Genomic DNA, 18,132 nt, shown 5'->3' with positions numbered 1-18,132 from the left:
GGAAGATTTCAATGACGATTTCCGACACGCAGATGCTGAAAATTGCGGCCACCAGTGGCGGAAAGGACCTTAACGCGTCCAGTTCCTTCTCTGTCATTAACCCAGCGACGGGTCGCTTTTTTGCGGAGGCACCCTCGATCACCGCAGAGCAGCTCCACGGTGTCTTCGAAGTGGCTCAGTCTGCTTTTGCTACGTGGAAGAGGGACGACAACTACCGCCGCGAAGTGCTCAGAGAGATGGCGAACGCGGTTCGGAACGGAGTCAGTTCGATTGCGCCCATTCTCACTGCCGAGCAGGGGAAGCCATTGGATGTGGCGGCGAGCGAACTGATGGCCGCGGCTGCATGGTTCGATTACTACGCAGAGTTAGAGATTCCGCGCGAGGTGATCCGCGATGATGCAGCCGGTTACGAAGAAATCTTCCGGCGCCCGCTCGGAGTCGTCAGCGCGATCACTCCCTGGAATTTCCCTATCGCACTCGCCGTCTGGAAGATCGCCCCGGCGCTTCGTGCGGGCAACACCGTGGTGGTCAAGCCATCGCAATTCACCCCTATGTCAACTCTTGCGCTGGGGCAGCTTTTCCGCGGGATCGTTCCGGACGGCGTGCTCAACGTGGTCTCGGGAACCCTGGGGTCGGCTATGGTCTCGGATCCAATTCCGCGCAAGGTGAGTTTCACGGGCTCCACTGAGATTGGCAAGATCGTCGCCCTTAACGCAGCGGATGACCTCAAGCGCGTCACTCTGGAACTGGGCGGCAACGACCCGGCGATCATCCTTCCGGACGTAAACGTCTCCGAGGTAGCCGAGACTTTGTTCTGGAATGCCTTTTACAACAACGGTCAACTCTGCTATGCCGTCAAGAGGGTTTACGCGCACGAGAGCATTCGCGCTGAGCTCACCGAAGCACTGGGTGAGATTGCTCGCTCCGTGAAGGTCGATGACGGCACTGTGGCCGGAGCACAGCTCGGCCCGATCAACAACGAACCCCAGTTGAGCCGCGTGGCGGAGCTGGTCGAGGATGCGACAAGCAACGGCGCACGCACCGTTGCTGGGGGCTCACGAATCGACAGGGACGGATACTTCTTCCAACCTACGATTCTCGACAATGTTTCTGACAGCACACGGGTCGTTGCTGAAGAGCAGTTCGGGCCTGTGTTGCCCGTTTTGTCATACACCGATATCGATGACGCAATCAAGCGTGCAAACAAGAGTGAGTACGGATTGACGGCATCCGTTTGGTCGGGTGATCCGGAGCGTGCCTATAGCATCGCCGGCGAGCTCGATGCCGGTCAGGTTTCGATCAACGAGCACGGGCGTGGTGTGCGGCCGCACCTCCCGTTCGGCGGGCATAAGTGGAGCGGTGTCGGCGTTGAGAATGGTCCCTGGGGGCTTCACGGTTTCACCGAACTTCAAGTCGTCGCAGGGCCTCCGCGCGTATGACCGTTCGATAGTGCCACGCTACGAAGCGCGGTAAAACCTCAAGACGATCATTTTCTTCCAACCACACTAGCGAGCGCACTTCGAACTGAAAACTGAGGCGGATACCACGAGCCCTAGCTCGGGGTACCCGCCTCATCGTTGCGCTGCTCGCCTTGGAAGGCGATTTCGCCGTCGGATGCCGCGCCATCCTTGAGCTCGAGAACGTGTTCGACGAGTCTCGTCGCGGTCTGTTCATCGATTACGAGGTCAGTAATAACGCCTGCCCGCAGAGCTGCGAGTAGCGGAATGACCTTGTTGTCGCCGGCGACGCCGCAGATGCGGCGGGGGATTGACCGCAGTTCGGCGGGGGTCGGTCCCGTTGCACGTGCGTTCATCGAGAGGTCTTCGTAGGTGCCATCTTCACGCAAGAAAATGGTGCACACGTCGCCCACAATCCCTTCGCTGTCGAGGGTGGCGATGTCTCCGGCTTCGAGGTAGCCGGCGGAGTAGACGTGGCTGGGCACCTCTCCCGCAATCGCACCGATCGAGAACAGCGCAATATCGGCTCGGCGCTGATATTCGAGCACGCGCACAATTGACCGCTCTGACCACATCGCGTTGCGGGTTTCCGCGTAATCGAAGAACGCGGGCACTGGGAAAAGGTGCACCTGGGCATCGAAGGCGTCACCGAAGTTGGCGATCAGATTACCCGCGTATTCGACTCCCGAGGTGCGCACGTTCGCCGCACCATTGAGCTGAACAACGGCGCTTCCCCGGGTGGGTTTTTTGCCTAAATACTTGGAGATCGCGGCCAAAGTGGTACCCCAAGCAACCCCCATAATCATGTCGGAGTCGAACCAGCTGGTCACCATTCTGGCGGTGGCACGGGCCACTTGATCGAGCCGTTCTGCCTCATCCGCCAGGTCAGCAACCGGGACAACGTGGGTCTCGACGCCGAAGCAACCCTCGATCTTTTTCGCGAGACCGGGACCGCGCGTGGGGGTGGGGCGCAGAGTGATCTCAACGAGACCACTTTCGCGAGCATCTCGAAGCAGCCGAGACACGCTCGAGCGCGACATATGTAGGTGGTTGGCGATGGTGTCCATCTTGATGTCTTGCAAGTAATACATCGATGATGCCGACAGCATTGCCTCTTCGCGTTCCATGCCTTCCATCCTTGCACGTTCGTGCAGATGTGCTGCTCAGTTTGTCATGGGGTATAGCTACCGTAATACGCTGCTCAACGTGACTCATCTCAGAGGATTCACAGCCGCCCTCGGCGGTACCACCACCACACGTTAGAAGAGCATTGTTCATGGCTGATCAGTCCCTCACTCGAGAAACCCGCGACAGCGCTATCCAGCGCCTCGTTGATAGTGCACAGCCGGGTCGTGAGCTTGACGTGCTCGTTATTGGTGGAGGAATCACCGGTGCGGGAATCGCACTGGATGCCGCAACTCGGGGTCTCGACACCGTCGTTGTCGAAGCCCAAGACTGGGCCGCGGGTTCCTCCAGCCGCGCCAGCAAGCTCATCCACGGTGGACTGCGCTACCTGCAGATGCTCGACTTCAAGCTCGTGCACGAAGCCCTCACCGAGCGCGATCTGCTGCTGAACAATGTGGCACCGCACCTCGTGCGTCCGCTGCCCTTCCTTTACCCGCTGCGCCACCACGTGTGGGAGCGCGCTTTCGTCGGCGCCGGTATCGCCCTCTACGACTTCCTCGCGTCCGTCACGGTCAAGAACTCTCGCGGCAAGCGCAGCGTGCCGTGGCACCGCCACCTGTCGCGCAAGCAACTCGCGGCTCGATTCCCCGGCCTCGCTCACGACGCTGCCGTTGGTGCGATCGAATACTGGGATGCCAACGTCGATGATGCTCGCTATGTCGTGAGCGTCATCCGCACCGCTTCCGCCCACGGCGCGGCAGCAGCCAGCCGCACCCAGGTCATTGAAATCACTCACAACGAGGATGGCGCCGTCAACGGTGCCGTCATGGTCGACCTCGAAACCGGAAAGACCTTCCCCGTTCGCGCCAAGGCCGTCATTAACTCCACCGGCGTCTGGACGGGCGAGACCCAAGAGCTCGCCCACGAAAGCGGCGGACTCAAGGTGCTGGCCTCCAAGGGCATCCACATTGTTGTTCCTCGTGAACGCATCAAGGGTGAAGCTGGGCTGATCTTGCAGACGTCCAAGAGCGTGCTCTTCGTTATTCCGTGGTCGCGTTACTGGGTCATCGGCACCACGGACACCCCGTGGAAAGAAAACCTGCTCAACCCCGCAGCGACTGCCGACGACATTGACTACGTCATCGCCGAAGCGAACGCCGTTCTCGCCCACCCCATCGACCGCACCGACGTGATCGGCACCTGGGCAGGTCTTCGCCCCCTGCTGCAGCCCGGCACGATGGAAGGCACCAACTCTGCCAAGGTGTCGCGCGAGCACACCGTGGCGTCGCCCATCCCCGGCCTCACCGTGATTGCCGGCGGAAAGTTCACCACCTACCGCGTCATGGCCAAGGATGCCGTCGACTTTGCCATCGGCAAAGACGCTGCCAAAGCTAACCCTTCGACCACCGCTCGTGTTGCGCTTCTCGGTGCTGACGGTCTCGAAGAGGCCCGCGCTAGTGCCGCCGGCCTCAGCGCCACGTACGGCTGGAGCGATCAGATGATCGACCACCTCCTGCACCGCTATGGCGCAAACATCAGCGAAATCGCTGCAATGGCGGATGCTGACGCAACGATGGGCAAGCCGCTCACGCACGCGTCCGCTTACCTTCGTGCCGAGATCGCCTACGCCATCACGCATGAAGGCGCTTTGCACCTCGAAGATCTCATGACGCGACGCACTCGAATGAACTACGAGTACCTCAACGAGGGAATGGCCGCCGTGCCGGAGGTCGCTGAAATCGCAGCGAGCTTGCTCGGTTGGGACGAGCAGACCACCGCTCACGAAGTTGCCGTGTACCACCAGATGGCGGATGCCGTGGCTGCTGCCGCGCTCACCCGCGATGACGAAGCCGCATCCACCGTGCGCGAAGCAGCACCGCAAATCGTGCCGCTCGTTACCCCGCCCGCAGCACTCGAATCGAAGTAACCGAACTACTGAAACCGGGCACGAAACTGCCCTACAGAAGTACAGACGATCAATGGAGATACGCCAAAAATGACACAGTACATCTTGTCAATTGACCAGGGAACGACGAGCTCTCGCTCGATCATCTTTGATCATGACGCGCGTATCGTCTCGAACGGGCAGCTCGAACACGAACAGATATTTCCACGCGCCGGCTGGGTCGAACATGACCCGATGGAAATCTGGGACAACGTTCGAGAGACAGTAGGCCTTTCGCTGTCGCGTGCGAACCTCACGTACCAGGACATCGCCGCCGTCGGCATTACCAACCAGCGTGAAACCACGGTGGTGTGGAACAAGCTCACGGGCAAGCCGGTCACGAACGCAATCGTCTGGCAAGACACTCGCACTCAGCACATCGTGAACGAGCTCGCGGGCGCCGAGGGACTCGAAAAGTACAAAGCCATCACTGGCCTTCCGCTCGCACCGTACTTCGCCGGACCCAAGGTCACCTGGATTCTCCGCTACATCGACGGTGCTCAAGAAGCGGCCGACCGCGGTGAACTGCTCTTCGGAACCATTGACACGTGGCTGCTCTGGAACCTCACCGGCGGTATCGACGGGGGAGTGCACGCGACCGACGTGACCAACGCATCCCGCACCATGCTGATGGACCTTGACACCCTGCAGTGGCGTGAAGATATCGCCGCCGATATGGGTATCCCGATGTCGATGCTGCCCGAAATTCGTTCATCGAGCGAGATCTTCGGCCACTGCCGCGATCACGGTTCGCTGCCCGGAGTGCCCATTGCGGGCATCCTCGGAGACCAGCAGGCGGCCACGTTTGGTCAGGCGTGCTTCAACGAAGGAATGGCTAAGAACACTTACGGCACCGGCAACTTCTTGCTGCTCAACACGGGCACCAAGCGCGTGCACAGCAACAATGGCCTCATCACGACCGTCTGCTACAAAATCGGTGATGCTGCTCCGGTCTATGCCCTCGAAGGGTCGATCGCTGTCACCGGATCGCTCGTGCAGTGGCTGCGCGACAACCTCGGCATGTTCGCCGACGCCCCTGATATCGAACGTCTCGCTCTCGAAGTCGAAGACAACGGTGGCGCCTACTTCGTGCCGGCCTTCTCCGGCCTCTTCGCTCCTTACTGGCGACCGGATGCTCGGGGAGCCCTTCTCGGACTCACCCGTTACGTCACCAAGAACCACATCGCTCGTGCAGCGCTCGAAGCCACCGCGTACCAAACGCGCGAGGTCATGGACGCCATGAATGCGGATGCCGGAGTCGACCTCGCGGAGCTCCGCGTCGACGGCGGCATGGTGGCAAACGAACTTCTCATGCAGTTTCAGGCTGACCAGCTGGGCGTGGATGTCATCCGCCCCCGCATCACCGAAACCACCGCCCTCGGCGCCGCCTTTGCAGCCGGGATCGCGATCGGTTTCTGGGAGAGCGAGCACGATGTGCTGTCGACCTGGAACGAAGACAAGAGGTGGAAGCCGCAAATGGCGCGCCTCGAGAGAGATCAGCTTTACCGCAACTGGAAAAAAGCGGTAACCAAGACCATGGGCTGGGTTGATGAGGACGTGGAGACCTAATCTGCCTGATTTACCCATGACGGACGTGCTGTCAGTCACGTTCATAACCACACAGCAATCGATACCCACGAAGGGGTAGGGAATCAATGAAAACCTCGTTAGTAAAGAGGAACAGCTTCTGGCTCGTTCTCTCGCTAGTCATGATGGTGGTCACCTCCATTGGTGCGTCCATCGTTCAAACCGGTGCAGGCTCCATCAGCGTGAAGGACATGAACTGGGAGACCTCGTCGGGTCAGACGATGAGCGCACTGCTCTTCAAGCCCGACTCGGCAACCGTCGACAACAAGGCTCCGGTCATCGTGGTGAGCCACGGTTGGTGGAACAACCGCGAAATGCAAGACGCCAACTACGTTGAGCTTGCCCGTCGCGGTTACGTTGTCGTGTCGATCGACATGTACGGCCACGGCAACTCTTCGCCGCTGACCACGGACGTCACGCTCGGCGGAACCGGTATGTACGACGCTGTGAAGCTCGTCGCCGACTTCCCCTACGTTGACACCGACAAGATTGGTGTGAGCGGTCACTCGAACGGTGCGCGCGCAGCAAACTTCTCGACCGTGCTCGACAACGCCGCTGACGAACAGCTCATCTCGGCCATCCTGCTCGTCGACAACGACGCCGTCTACACGGATGCCGAAGCTGATAACGCGTACTTCAACCTCTACGGTGCCCGCGATGTCGGAATCGTTGCTGACCAGTACGACGAGTTCTTCTTCCGCAGCTACAGCCCCGAGGGCGAAGTTCTCACGCCGCCGCGCGACTACATCGGAACCCCGAACGCTCAGTCGTTCCTCCACTTCGGTGCAAACCCGGAAGAGGTTTCCTCTGACGTTCGCGAAGCGAGCGAGTTCTACACCGACTCCGTCGATGGCACGGATGCTCTCCGTATTGTCTACACGCCAGCACAAAACCACCCGTGGGGAACCATCTCCCAGACAACGGTTGCTAGCCAGATCGAGTTCTTCCAAGAAGCATTCGGTGCTCCCAACGAGATCGCCTCGGGCTCACAGGTGTGGCAGGTCAAGGAGACCTTCACGCTCTTCGGTCTGATCGGCTTCGGAATCTTCCTGCTCGCGTTCACGCGTGCCATGCTCTCGACCCGCGCCTTCGCTGGGCTCCGTACCCCTGCAGCAGCAGTGGTGCCCGCTACCCGCAAGGGACTCGCGTGGTTCTGGGGCGGACTGGTTGTTTCGGCAATCATCTCCGGTTGGAGCTGGTTGATCCTCGCTAACACCCCGTGGGTGGGCGCGATTGCGTTCAACGCTGTTCAGTTCTTCATGCCTCAGGGCGCTGTGTTCTTCGTCGCCTTCTGGGCTGCGGTCAACGCCATTGCCGCGATCATCATCATGACGATCTCGTACCTGGTCTTCGGGCGCAAGAACGGTCTCGACCTTCGTGCCTCTGGAGTGCTGCCTGGCTGGAAGAAGTTCTTCCACGGACTCGGTCTGTCGTTTGTCGTCGTTGTTTCGGCGTACGCGATCGTCTTCGTGCTTGACTACTTCCTCAAGACGGACTTCCGCTGGTGGGTTGTCGCTGTCAAGGCCTTCACGCCTGACAAGGTCGGCATTGCACTCATGTACCTGCCGCTCTTCGCGATCTACTTCGTGGCGAACTCGGTGGCGGTCAACGCCTTCAACCGCTTCTCCATCCGCGGCAAGGAGTGGATCAACACGGCACTGCTCGCGTTCTTCAACGCTCTGGCACCCATCGTTCTCGTCGTTGCTCAGTACACCAACTTCTTCACCACGGGGTACACGATCGACGGCTTCGGCGGAATCTTCAGCATCTGGCTCTACCCGGTCATCCTCATCCTGGCCGTAACCGCCGTCATCTCGCGCAAGATCTACCGTGAGACGAACAACCCGTACATCGCCGGCTTCATCAACGCGGCAATCGTTACCCTCATCTCGGTATCGAACACGCTCACCGCAGCGTAAGTACGCCCTCTCCGATCATCTGATCGGCTCCAGCAGCGCCCCGGTCACCATCTTGACCGGGGCGCTGTTGTGCGCGGAGCCCGCGCGCCCGCGGGACAAGTGCGGGCGGTGCGGCATCCGCTATTTCGGCGGGGGATGCTCAGTCGCCCGCCGAAAGCCAGGTCGCTTAGGTGACGACGGTGATATCGACGTTTCGGCTGTCGTTCGTCGTCACGGAGTGAACGGGCCCGGAGATCGTGACCGTTCCGAGCGGTGCAGCTTCGGTCTCGCAATCACTGCCGAGCCACAGCCGCACGTCGCCGGGTTCGACGACGCGCGTCAGGCTGCGATCGCTGAACGCGATGCGCGTGGTCGGGATGCTCATCGCGAGAGTGCGCGATTCGCCCGGCTTCAGCGTCACTCGAGTGAACGCAACTAACTGACGCGTGGGCCGGGTAACAGAACCCACGACATCGTGCGCATACACCTGAACAACCTCATCGCCTTCGAGAGTGCCTGTGTTCGTCACCGTGAACTGGATGTCGAACCGGCCGTCCGCAGCGATCGTCTCGGAGGCGACGCCCGCATCCGAATAGCTAAAGCTCGTGTAACTGAGCCCGAAGCCGAAGGGGAAGGCGGGAGCCGTCGTGAGGTTGGATACTTCGCTCGGTTCGCCGAGGCGCGGGTGAAGGTACGAGTACGGTTGCGACCCTGCTGAGCGGGGCACCGAAACGGCGAGCCGGCCTGAGGGATTGATGCGGCCGGAGATCGCACCGCTGATTGCTTTCGCTCCCTCTTCGCCGGGGAAGAAGGCTTGAATAATGGCGGCACCGCGAGCAGCAGCCCAGTCGATGGCGTAGGGGCGTCCGGAAATGACGACGAGCACCACCGGGGTTCCCGTATCGAGCACGGCTTCGACAAGCTGGCGCTGTACGCCGGGAAGCTCGAGCGAGTCGCGGTCGCAGCCCTCGCCCGAGGTGCCGCGGCCGAAGAGGCCGGCGTGGTCACCGACGGCGATGACGGCAACCTCTGCAGCGGTGGCCAGCTTTACGGCCTCCGCAATTTTCGAGGTGTCGTCGTCGTCCACAGCGCAGCCCTGCGCGTAGCCGAGCACCCCACCGAAGTCGTGGTGAAGGCTCTCGAACAGAGTCTCGACTTCAATGCCCATGGCGACATCCGGATGCTGTCCGAGCACGTGATTGGTGAAGGAGTAGCAGCCGAAGAGGGCAGCGGTGCGGTGAGCGTTCGGGCCCACAACGGCGATGCGAGCATCCGGAGCCAACGGCAGAATACCGCCGTCGCTCAGCAGCGTGATCGACTTCTCGGCGATGGCCGCGGCGATCGCGCGGTGGTGCGGGGGATCGAGATCGATCTCCTCGTCAGTCGCGTCCACTGAGAAAGCGGCGGACTCGGGGTCGAGCAAGCCGAGCTGTTGTTTCTGTGCCAACACCCGGCGCAGCGCGCGATCGACGAGGGCGATATCGACGTCGCCGTTACGAACCTTCTCGGCGAGCGGTGCCAAGTAGGCCTTGCCGGTGGGTAGCTCGATATCGACGCCGGCGGTCAAGGCTTGAGCGGCCGCGTCACCGAGATCACTCGCCACCTGGTGCAGCGATTCGAGAAAAGCGACGCCAAAGTAATCAGCCACCACGGTTCCCCGAAAGCCCCAGCGCTCACGCAACAGGTCGGTCAAGAGAGTGGGGTCGGATGCCACGGGCACGCCGTCAATTTCGGCGTACGAGTGCATGACCGAGCCCACGCCCGCATCCAGCACCGCCATCTCAAAGGGAACAAGCAGCACGTCGGCCACTTCGCGCGGGCCGGCATGGACGGGAGCCAGGTTGCGCCCCGCTCGCGAATTGGAGTACCCGACGAAGTGCTTGAGGGTCGCGATCACGCCCGTGGATTGCAGTCCACGGACGTAGGCGGAACCGAGTTCCCCCACGACGAAGGGGTCTTCGGCGATGCACTCTTCGACGCGGCCCCAGCGCACGTCGCGGATCACATCGAGCACGGGAGCGAGGCCCTGGTGGACCCCAAGCTTCGCCATACTCTCGCCAATCGCGTGCCCCATCTCTTCGATGAGGGCCGGATCAAACGTTGCGCCCCACGCCAAAGGAGTGGGGAACGTCGTCGCTTGCCACGCTGCCAAACCGGTCAGGCACTCCTCGTGGGCGATCGCCGGGATGCCGAGCCGAGTGTTGTCTCGCAACCACCGTTGGGTGCGGCCCAAAGCGGAGCGACCGGCGGCAGGGCTGACCGGCACGGTGCCGAACACGCGGGTGAGGTGGCCGAGGCCGTCCTTCGAGAATTCGTTGAAGTCGTCGGCCCCGTCGTCTTGCGCACTCTGCATGGGGGCAACACTCTGGCCATCGACGCCAGCGCCTACCCAGATGCCGACGAGTTGGGCGAGTTTTTCTTCGAGGGTCATCTGTGCGATGAGGTGCTCGACCTGATCGTTGGTTTCGCTGGCGCCAGCGGGCGTGGTGATAAAGAGAGTCATGGTTTCTTTCTGGGGTGGAAGCGAATTGGTGATGCCGACAGGGGAAGGTGATTACCCCTTGAAGGCACCATCCATGACGCCGGCAACCATCTTGCGGCCGACGAAAATGAAGAGAATCAGCAGCGGAATCGTCGCGAGGAATGACCCGGACATCGCGAGGCCGTAGTCGACGAAGTACTGCCGTTGCAGCGCCTTGATGGCCAATTGCACCGTGTAGTTTTCGGGCGACTGGATGACGATCAGGGGCCAGAGGAAGTCGTTCCACGCCGTGACGAACGCGAGCAGTCCGAGCACGAATCCAGCGGAGCGCACGAGGGGGAAGGCGATGCGCCAATAGATCTGCCAGGTGCTGCAGCCGTCGATTCTTGCCGCCTGCATGAGCTCGTTGTTGAGAACGGTCGAGAGGTGCTGGCGCATCCAGAAAATGCCGAAGGCGCTTGCCATGCCGGGCACGATCAGCGCCTGAAGGGTATCGATCCACTCGAGGTTCGACATGATCATGTACAGGGGGATCACCGCGAGCTGGGTGGGAACCATCATCGTGATGAGCACAATGATGAAGAGCGGATCGCGCCCACGGAACTCCAGCTTCGCGAAAGCGAAGCCGGCGAGAGTGCACAAGATCATCTGAGAAATCGCGATGCTTCCCGCCACGACGAATGAGTTCGCCAGGCTCTGCACAAACGGCACAGTCGTAAAGACCTGCTCCGCGAGAACAAAGAAGTTACCGCCCGGCACCACAGTCGGGGGAGTTTGGGAAACCGCTGCGGAGTCATTCGTCGAGACGACGAACATCCAATACAACGGAAACGCACTCACGGCGACCGAGGCGAAGAGGAACGCGTAGGTCCACCAGCGCACGCGACCGGCGAAAGCACGTTTGCGGAGGCGAGGAGCAGTGGTGACGACAGCGTCAGGGGTGGAAGTAGTCATGATGGCGTCCTTAGTCGTCTGAGGTGATGCGACGAGAGAGCAGATAGTTGATGACAGAGAACACGACGATCAGGGCGAACAGGGTCACGCCGATGGCGGAGCCGTAGCCGAACTGGAAGTTGCCGAACCCTTGCTCGTACATAAACAGACTGAGGGTCTGGAACTGGCGACCGGAACCGCCCGTGAGGCCAGGAGCGGAGAGTAGTAGAGGCTCCGTAAAGACCTGAAGGCCACCAATGGTGGAAACGATAATCGTGAAAATGATGACGGGACGAAGCGAGGGAATCGTCACATAGAAGAACTGTTTGAAACCTCCCGCACCATCGATGGCGGCAGCTTCATAGATGTCCTTGGGGATCGCTTGGAGCGCCGCCAGATAGATCAGAGTGTTGTACCCGAACCAGCGCCACAGCACCATGGTCGAAACCATGATGTGACTGGCGAACGTGTTGGCCGCGAAGTCAATCGACTCGACTCCGAAGAAGTTGAGGAAGCTATTGATAAGGCCGTAGTCGCGACCAAAGAGCGAGGCAAAGACGATCGTTGTCGCCACCACCGAGGTGATGTAAGGAACGAGCATCGTCATGCGGAAAAGGTTCGCGAACTTCAATCGAGCGTTGTTGAGTAGCTGAGCAAGGAAGAGGGCGAGCAGCAGCTGCGGAACAGTCGAGAGAATCCAGATGCTGAAGGTGTTGCGCATCGCGTTCCAGAAACGCTCGTCGCCGTAGAGGGTGACGAAGTTGTCCAGGCCGATGAAGGTCTGGCCGCCGATCGGATTCCAGTCGAAGAGAGCGACGTAGAACGTGAAGACGGTGGGGAACAGGCCGAACACGGCGAAGAGCGCGAAGAACGGCGCAATGTACATGTAGGGGGCAAAAGCATCCACTCGCGACGCCGACTTGATGCGACGGCGAGGCTTGAGGCCGGTGCTCTTGGCGCTCTTGGTGCTCTGGGGGCGCTGAGGCGCGGGGGTGGAACGGGGAGGGGCAGACAGAACCATGGCGAACTCCTTGACAGGGGATGGGAAGGGGCGGACCCACGCGAGTGAGCCCGCCCCGGGAGCACTAGCCGCCTAGGGCAGTCTTGACGTTCTTAAGTGCAGTGGACCAGGCATCAGCCGCAGGTTCTTCACCGTTCTCGACTTGCGAGAGCGAGTTTAAGATTGCGGTGTCGATGATGCGCTGCTGCGGACCTTCGAAGATCGGCTCGATGGACGCCACGCTGTTGGCGTAGATCGGTCCGACAGGGGCATCGTTGAAGAACTCACTGGTGAAGTTCTGGATGTCTTCCGTTTCGTAGAGTTCCGGGGTCGACGGGAAGTTGCCGTGGGCCTGGAAAATCTCGAGCTGACGCTCCGGCGACATGAGCCACTCGATAAAGGCGAATGCCTCTTCGGGGTGGTCTGACTTAGCGGGGATAGCGAGCTGGCTGCCGCCCCAGTTGCCGGCGTTCTCGGGTACCGCTGCGATATCCCACTTTCCTGAGGTGTCTGGCGCCTGCTGGGAGATGTACGTCATCATCCACGCTGGTGCGGCAAGCACGGCGAAGTCACCGTTGTTCATACCGGCGTTCCACGCTTCACTCCACGACGGAGTGCGTGAGCTGATGCCCGTATCGATGGCGTCGAGAGCGTAGCCAAACGCCTCCTGCACGTCGGGGTTGCTGTCGTAGATGAGGTCGTCGTCGCCGTCGCCGTAGTACATTTCGCTGCCCTGGCGTACCGCAGGGTTGAAGATCGCGCTGTTAACGTTGTCGATCATTCCCTTACCGGTGGCTGCGCGATACTCTGCGCCGACCTCGATGAAGTCGTCCCACGTCGGCCAGAGGGCGCTTACCTCGTCGCGGTCGCTGGGGAGTCCGGCGGCTTCGAAGAGGTCGGTGCGGTAGGCCATTGCGAGCCCGCCCACGTCGGTGGGGATGCCGACTACCGAGCCGTCAGCGGCGACGCCTTGAGACCAGCGCCAGTCGAGAAAGCTGCTTTCAATGTCGTCTGAACCAAGAGTGCGCAGGTCGACAAAGTTTTGCGGCTGAGCCTTGAACTGCGACATGTAGCCGACTTCAATTGCCGCGACGTCGGGCCCCTTGCCACCTGCGAGGGCGGTGGTCAGTGCCTGAGCTTGTTCGTCGGATCCGCCGGCGTTGGTGACCTTGAGGATGATGTTGGGGTTTTCTTCTTGGTACGTTGCAAATGCTTCGTCGAGGCCCATACCGCCGAAGGTCCAGACGTCGAGAGTGATCTTTCCGTCGGTGTCACCTCCGCCCGAGCATCCGGCAAGAAGCGCAAGAGCTGCGCCTCCCGCGATCACTGTTCTGGCGATTCTTTTCGCTGACATTACGTCCTCCACGTTGAGGTGTGATTGGGGATTTGAGGGGGCATCCATCGGGGGAAGTGCGTTCGAGGGCTATCCGAGGAAGCGCTTCCTTGATGAAGTAATGCCACCGTATAGGCTTATGTCGGGAAAGACAACAAAAAGATTGCGCTTCCCTAAAATTCGCAACGACGAGCGGTGCGCGTTCCACGAATTACGACGAGGCAGGGGATGATGTGCAGATGGTTACCCTCGACGACGTCGCGCGTGAGGCCGGCGTATCGCGCACAACGGCTTCTCGCGCAATCAACGGCAAGCTCACGGTTCACCCCGAGCGCAGTGCTGCGGTGCAGCGTGCAGCCGAAAAACTAGGCTTTCGCCCCAACCCTGCCGCACGCTCGTTAGCCCGCGGTCGCCACGATTCGGTCGCGCTCATCGTCTCGGAAACGAACATCGAAGGCATGACCAACTCGTTCTTCGCGATGGCGCTCCACGGAGCCATTCGGGAGATCGCCAAGACGGATCAACAACTCGTGATGCTGCTGCGTGCCAACGACGAGAGCGACGAGAAGTTTCTGCGCTTTCTCGAAGCCAGTCACGTTGACGGTGCGATGGTGATCCTTGAAGCGCACAACACCGAGCTGCCGCGCTTGCTCGCGCAATCTGCTCTGCCCGTAGTCTTTCTGGGTCGCCCCGTTGAGTCGGTGGACTCCGAGTTGTCGTACATCGACTCCGACAACGTGGGGGGAGGCCGGCTCGCTGCCGAGACTCTCATTGCCGCGGGCCGCCATCGCATCGGCATTATTGCCGGTCCGATTGGCATGGGGGTGTCTCAAGACCGCCTTCGAGGTTTTCAAATGGCGCTCGACGCTCACGGTCTCGATAGCACCCTCGTCGCGGAGTCAGACTTCCTTACAGCGGGTGGCGCAGAAGCGATGGGGCGACTACTCGATCTGTATCCCGATCTCGATGGCGTATTCGTCATGTCTGACCTCATGGCGGCGGGCGCAGTGGGAACGCTCAAAGCGCGGGGTCGTCGCGTGCCCGAAGACATTTCGCTCGTCTCGTTCGACGACACTGTCATCGCGACAACTCTCGAACCCCGGCTCACGACCGTGCGGCAGCCGCTCGAAGAACTCGGTGCGCGAATGGTTACGGCGCTCGCCGAGTTGATTGCCGCTCCGGGGGAGGCGCCGATTCGTGACACTCTGCCGACGTCTCTTGTGCGGCGCGATTCCGTCTAACTCACCACGGCAGCGCGCCCGACATCCGTCCACCGCCAAGTGGCGGGTGCTTGCCCCGCAATCGTGGAATAGCGGATGCCCGGCTACGGTTTTGCCTACAGACGCGATCGGCGTCTCAGCGAAAGGGAGCTCGTGAATCAGCAGGTTCAGTTTGGACTCGGCACATTTGGCGACGTCACGGTAGACGAGAATGGTGCGCCGCTCAGTCAGGCGCAGGTCATCCGCAACGTCGTAGCCGAGGGAGTGCTGGCCGACAAGCTCGGCGTTGACTACTTCGGCGTGGGCGAGCACCACCGCGATGACTTCGCGATCACCGCTCCCGAAACCGTGCTCGGCGCTCTCGCTGCCGCGACGACGAACATCCAACTGGGCTCGGCCGTCACGGTCTTGAGCTCCGATGACCCCGTGCGCGTGTACGAACGCTTCGCCACGGTGGATGCCCTGTCGAACGGCCGCGCGGAGATCATTCTCGGTCGCGGCTCCTTCACGGAGTCCTTCCCGCTCTTCGGCTACAACCTCGCCGACTACGAAACGCTCTTCTCCGAGAAGCTCGACCTCTTCTCCGAGCTCATCAAGGAAGAGCCCGTCACTTGGTCGGGCACGCTGCGCGCCGGCCTGAAGAACCAAGAGGTCTTCCCGCGCACCGAATCCGGCTCTCTCAAGACCTGGATTGGCGTCGGCGGAAGCCCCGAGTCTGTCGTGCGCGCGGCCCGCTACGGGATGCCGCTCGTGCTGGCGATCATCGGCGGCCAGCCCGAGCGTTTTGCGCCCTATGCGCAGCTCTTCCACAACGCGCTCGCCGAGTTGGGGCAACCCGACCTGCCCATCGCTGTTCACTCGCCCGGTTACATCACCGACTCCGACGACAAGGTCGTCGAGGAGATGTGGCCCCACTACAAGACCATGCGTGACCGCATCGGTCGCGACCGCGGCTGGCCCGAGTCGAGCGTTGACGAATTTATCGGCGAAGTGAAGCACGGCTCCATGTACGCCGGATCGCCGGAGACCGTAGCGCAGAAGATAGCGAACACTATCTCTGCCCTCGGCATCCAGCGATTCGACATGAAGTACAGCGCCGGAACCCTGCCTCACGAACGCATGATGCGCAGTATTGAGTTGTACGCCACCGAGGTCATCCCTCGGGTGCGGGAACTGCTCGCCGAGAAGGCTTAGTCGGCTTTCGATTCCTCGGGCGTCGTGGCTGCGCCGGTCTCGGCCGGAGGGGCGGCGGGCGCTGCTGAGGTGACGCGGCGTGAGCGGAGAGCGAAGCGGATGATCATCACGATGATCGCGGCGACGATCGCGAGGAAGACGATCCACGGGAGAAGAACGCCGACGAGTACGAGCAGTCCGGAGAAGAAGGCAACGAGGGCTGCCCAGCCTGCGCCGAGGCCATCAAAGAAGTTGCTGGGCTCGACGCTGGGAGCCTCGGCTTCGGAGACCAAACTGAGCGTGAGAGTGGACATCGCGACCTGGTCGTCGAAGTAGCGTTTTTGGGACTTCAAACTCTCAAGTTCGCCCTGGCGGCTGGAGATTGCGGTCTCCAACTGGATGAGCGTGTCGGTGTCTTCGGCGGTGGTGAGCAGTGCCAGCAGTCGGTCGACTGATGCTTCGAGCGCGGCGATCCGTGCCTCAAGATCGCGCGATTGCATCGTGACATCGACCGCGTTGAGAGACACCTCCTGCGCTTCGCCGAGATCCTTGAACTTGTCGAGCGTGGCGGTGAGCTCTGAGGCCGGGATGCGAAGCGTCAGGGTGGAACTGCCGCCGCTTCCTTCCGACGCCGCGTATTCGTTGCGGCCATCGACGCGCCCGCCGACCGACTCGGTGATGCGGATAGCCTCCGCGGTGGCATCTTCGGGAGTCTCCACGATGACGGACATGTAGCCCGTCGTGATGACTTCGCGGCTGATGTCCGACTCGTTCACGAGGGCACCATCCGCGGCCGGGGCACTCTGCGCTTGCGCATCGTCGCTGGTCGCCGCCCGCGAGTCCTCGAAGTCGCCCTCAAGATACTCGATGGATTCGTTCGTGGAACTTTCGCCCATCCCGGCTGAGCACCCCGAGAGTGCGAGAGCGGAGAGAGCCAGTGCTGTGGTGATCGTTAGTGTGCGCCTCATAGTTTCAATGTAGGTCCGCGCGACTCGAAAAAACTACCCAACGTTTGTCACGATTCGCGCGTCACGCCTCGATCGTTACCGTCCGCAGCCTAGGGCTGGGATACTAGGGCCATGACCTTCTGGGGAGCACTCCGACGCAGACTACTGCCTTCGAAGGCACCTCTCTTGAATATCGCCGCCGATGAGGGCGATGGCCCCGTGATCATCTTTCTTCACGGAATCGCTTCATCAGCCGTGACGTTCGCCCACGTCATCCCGCAGCTGTCAGACCACTATCGCTGCATCTCGTTCGATCTTTTGGGGTTCGGAGAATCACCAAGTCCGGCAGACTCAAACTTCACCATCGAAGATCACGTTGACTCGATCCGCGCCACGATCCATTCCCTCAAGCTGGATGCCCCCTTCATCCTGGTGGGGCATTCTCTCGGCAGTCTTCTGGCAGCCCGCTATACCGCAGCCCACCCGAGCAAGGTGAGCAGGCTCGTGCTGGTGAGTCCGCCAATTTATGTTTCGCCCAATCAAATTGGCGACCCTCTCGTGCGGGCGAGGGTAGGAGCCTACATGCGGGCTTACGAGTTCTTGCGCACGAACAAAGAGTTCACGATCGCCTCGGTGGATACGGTGCGCCGTCTCTTCCGCACGGAAGACACTCTTGATATCTCGGAACGCAACTGGCGAGCCTTCGTGCTGAGCCTCAAGAACTGTATTGAGACGCAAACCACCGTGAGCGATATCGCCGCAGTGCGGGTGCCGATCGACATTGTGTACGGCACTCTCGACCAATTCATTGCTCCCGGAACTCTGGGCATAGTCGAACAAATGAGGCACGTCACAATGCACCGGGTAGAGGCCAACGACCACATGGTGCGTAAACGTCTTGCGAAACGGCTCGTCGAGGTCATCGATGCGGGCCATCAGATTGCCGAGAAATAGCAGCAAGCGTTCCCAGTTCCGGTTGTGAGGGTTAACGTAAGCAGGCGGCCCCGCTCGAAGTCTCGAACGGGGCCGCCT

The 18,132-nt window shown here is 61.0% G+C and carries 13 protein-coding genes; 7 read left to right on the top strand and 6 right to left on the bottom strand.

What is annotated here, in order from left to right:
• Positions 1-11: 11 nt before the first annotated feature.
• Positions 12-1,439 carry an aldehyde dehydrogenase family protein gene (locus I6E74_RS11635; protein ID WP_197125863.1) on the top strand — a complete coding sequence of 476 codons (1,428 nt, stop codon included), beginning with the start codon at positions 12-14 and terminating at the stop codon, positions 1,437-1,439.
• Between the two features lie 113 nt (positions 1,440-1,552).
• On the opposite strand, the gene I6E74_RS11630 is transcribed toward I6E74_RS11635, so the two are convergent.
• Complete coding sequence (locus I6E74_RS11630) at positions 1,553-2,584, bottom strand: sugar-binding transcriptional regulator (RefSeq protein WP_197125782.1); 1,032 nt, start codon at positions 2,582-2,584, stop codon at positions 1,553-1,555.
• A 149-nt stretch (positions 2,585-2,733) separates the two neighbouring features.
• Between I6E74_RS11630 and I6E74_RS11625 the strand changes: the two genes are divergently transcribed.
• The 3 genes from I6E74_RS11625 (at position 2,734) to I6E74_RS11615 (ending at position 8,033) form a co-directional block, all read left to right on the top strand.
• The gene (locus I6E74_RS11625) at positions 2,734-4,509 is read left to right on the top strand and encodes a glycerol-3-phosphate dehydrogenase/oxidase (RefSeq protein WP_197125861.1); all 1,776 of its coding nucleotides are present in this window, start codon (positions 2,734-2,736) and stop codon (positions 4,507-4,509) included.
• Between the two features lie 69 nt (positions 4,510-4,578).
• Positions 4,579-6,096: a glycerol kinase GlpK gene (glpK, locus tag I6E74_RS11620; RefSeq protein ID WP_197125859.1), complete on the top strand. Its 1,518-nt coding sequence runs from the start codon at positions 4,579-4,581 to the stop codon at positions 6,094-6,096.
• Positions 6,097-6,182: 86 nt separating this feature from the next.
• Positions 6,183-8,033: a S9 family peptidase gene (locus I6E74_RS11615; protein ID WP_197125857.1), complete on the top strand. Its 1,851-nt coding sequence runs from the start codon at positions 6,183-6,185 to the stop codon at positions 8,031-8,033.
• Positions 8,034-8,199: 166 nt separating this feature from the next.
• On the opposite strand, the gene I6E74_RS11610 is transcribed toward I6E74_RS11615, so the two are convergent.
• The 4 genes from I6E74_RS11610 to I6E74_RS11595 all read right to left on the bottom strand — a co-directional run bounded on the left by I6E74_RS11610 (position 8,200) and on the right by I6E74_RS11595 (position 13,781).
• Positions 8,200-10,515: a glycoside hydrolase family 3 N-terminal domain-containing protein gene (locus tag I6E74_RS11610; protein ID WP_197125855.1), complete on the bottom strand. Its 2,316-nt coding sequence runs from the start codon at positions 10,513-10,515 to the stop codon at positions 8,200-8,202.
• 51 nt (positions 10,516-10,566) lie between these two features.
• Positions 10,567-11,448, bottom strand: coding sequence for a carbohydrate ABC transporter permease (locus tag I6E74_RS11605; RefSeq protein WP_197125776.1), 882 nt, complete (start codon positions 11,446-11,448; stop codon positions 10,567-10,569).
• Between the two features lie 10 nt (positions 11,449-11,458).
• The gene (locus I6E74_RS11600; RefSeq protein ID WP_197125853.1) at positions 11,459-12,448 is read right to left on the bottom strand and encodes a carbohydrate ABC transporter permease; all 990 of its coding nucleotides are present in this window, start codon (positions 12,446-12,448) and stop codon (positions 11,459-11,461) included.
• Between the two features lie 64 nt (positions 12,449-12,512).
• Positions 12,513-13,781: an ABC transporter substrate-binding protein gene (locus tag I6E74_RS11595; RefSeq protein WP_197125851.1), complete on the bottom strand. Its 1,269-nt coding sequence runs from the start codon at positions 13,779-13,781 to the stop codon at positions 12,513-12,515.
• Positions 13,782-13,999: 218 nt separating this feature from the next.
• Here I6E74_RS11595 and I6E74_RS11590 point away from each other — a divergent pair, with 218 nt between their 5' ends.
• Both I6E74_RS11590 and I6E74_RS11585 read left to right on the top strand, forming a co-directional pair.
• Entirely contained in the window at positions 14,000-15,001 is a 1,002-nt protein-coding gene (locus tag I6E74_RS11590) for a LacI family DNA-binding transcriptional regulator (protein WP_197125850.1), read from the top strand.
• Positions 15,002-15,133: 132 nt separating this feature from the next.
• On the top strand, positions 15,134-16,174 hold the full coding sequence (locus tag I6E74_RS11585; RefSeq protein WP_197125849.1) for an LLM class flavin-dependent oxidoreductase: 1,041 nt from the start codon (positions 15,134-15,136) through the stop codon (positions 16,172-16,174).
• Here the strand turns inward: I6E74_RS11585 and I6E74_RS11580 are convergent.
• Entirely contained in the window at positions 16,171-17,121 is a 951-nt protein-coding gene (locus tag I6E74_RS11580; protein ID WP_231604989.1) for a DUF4349 domain-containing protein, read from the bottom strand. The two genes, I6E74_RS11585 and I6E74_RS11580, sit on opposite strands and share 4 nt — an antisense overlap.
• Before the next feature lie 111 nt (positions 17,122-17,232).
• Between I6E74_RS11580 and I6E74_RS11575 the strand changes: the two genes are divergently transcribed.
• Positions 17,233-18,054 carry an alpha/beta fold hydrolase gene (locus I6E74_RS11575; protein ID WP_197125848.1) on the top strand — a complete coding sequence of 274 codons (822 nt, stop codon included), beginning with the start codon at positions 17,233-17,235 and terminating at the stop codon, positions 18,052-18,054.
• The last annotated feature ends 78 nt before the right edge of the window (positions 18,055-18,132 follow it).

It is taken from the genome of Salinibacterium sp. SWN139 (genome assembly GCF_015864625.1).
Lineage (GTDB): Bacteria > Actinomycetota > Actinomycetes > Actinomycetales > Microbacteriaceae > Rhodoglobus.
Note: the sequence above shows the minus strand (reverse complement) of the source record. Positions and strands in the feature narration are given on the sequence as shown.

What these genes read in the sequence shown, in the direction of transcription:
- glpK (WP_197125859.1), top strand. Translation starts at nt 4,579, where the DNA reads ATGACACAGTACATCTTGTCAATTGACCAGGGAACGACGAGCTCTCGC.
- I6E74_RS11635 (WP_197125863.1), top strand. Translation starts at nt 12, where the DNA reads ATGACGATTTCCGACACGCAGATGCTGAAAATTGCGGCCACCAGTGGC.
- I6E74_RS11630 (WP_197125782.1), bottom strand. Translation starts at nt 2,584, where the DNA reads ATGGAACGCGAAGAGGCAATGCTGTCGGCATCATCGATGTATTACTTG.
- I6E74_RS11610 (WP_197125855.1), bottom strand. Translation starts at nt 10,515, where the DNA reads ATGACTCTCTTTATCACCACGCCCGCTGGCGCCAGCGAAACCAACGAT.
- I6E74_RS11625 (WP_197125861.1), top strand. Translation starts at nt 2,734, where the DNA reads ATGGCTGATCAGTCCCTCACTCGAGAAACCCGCGACAGCGCTATCCAG.
- I6E74_RS11605 (WP_197125776.1), bottom strand. Translation starts at nt 11,448, where the DNA reads ATGACTACTTCCACCCCTGACGCTGTCGTCACCACTGCTCCTCGCCTC.
- I6E74_RS11575 (WP_197125848.1), top strand. Translation starts at nt 17,233, where the DNA reads ATGACCTTCTGGGGAGCACTCCGACGCAGACTACTGCCTTCGAAGGCA.
- I6E74_RS11600 (WP_197125853.1), bottom strand. Translation starts at nt 12,448, where the DNA reads ATGGTTCTGTCTGCCCCTCCCCGTTCCACCCCCGCGCCTCAGCGCCCC.
- I6E74_RS11580 (WP_231604989.1), bottom strand. Translation starts at nt 17,121, where the DNA reads ATGAGGCGCACACTAACGATCACCACAGCACTGGCTCTCTCCGCTCTC.
- I6E74_RS11615 (WP_197125857.1), top strand. Translation starts at nt 6,183, where the DNA reads ATGAAAACCTCGTTAGTAAAGAGGAACAGCTTCTGGCTCGTTCTCTCG.
- I6E74_RS11595 (WP_197125851.1), bottom strand. Translation starts at nt 13,781, where the DNA reads ATGTCAGCGAAAAGAATCGCCAGAACAGTGATCGCGGGAGGCGCAGCT.
- I6E74_RS11590 (WP_197125850.1), top strand. Translation starts at nt 14,000, where the DNA reads ATGGTTACCCTCGACGACGTCGCGCGTGAGGCCGGCGTATCGCGCACA.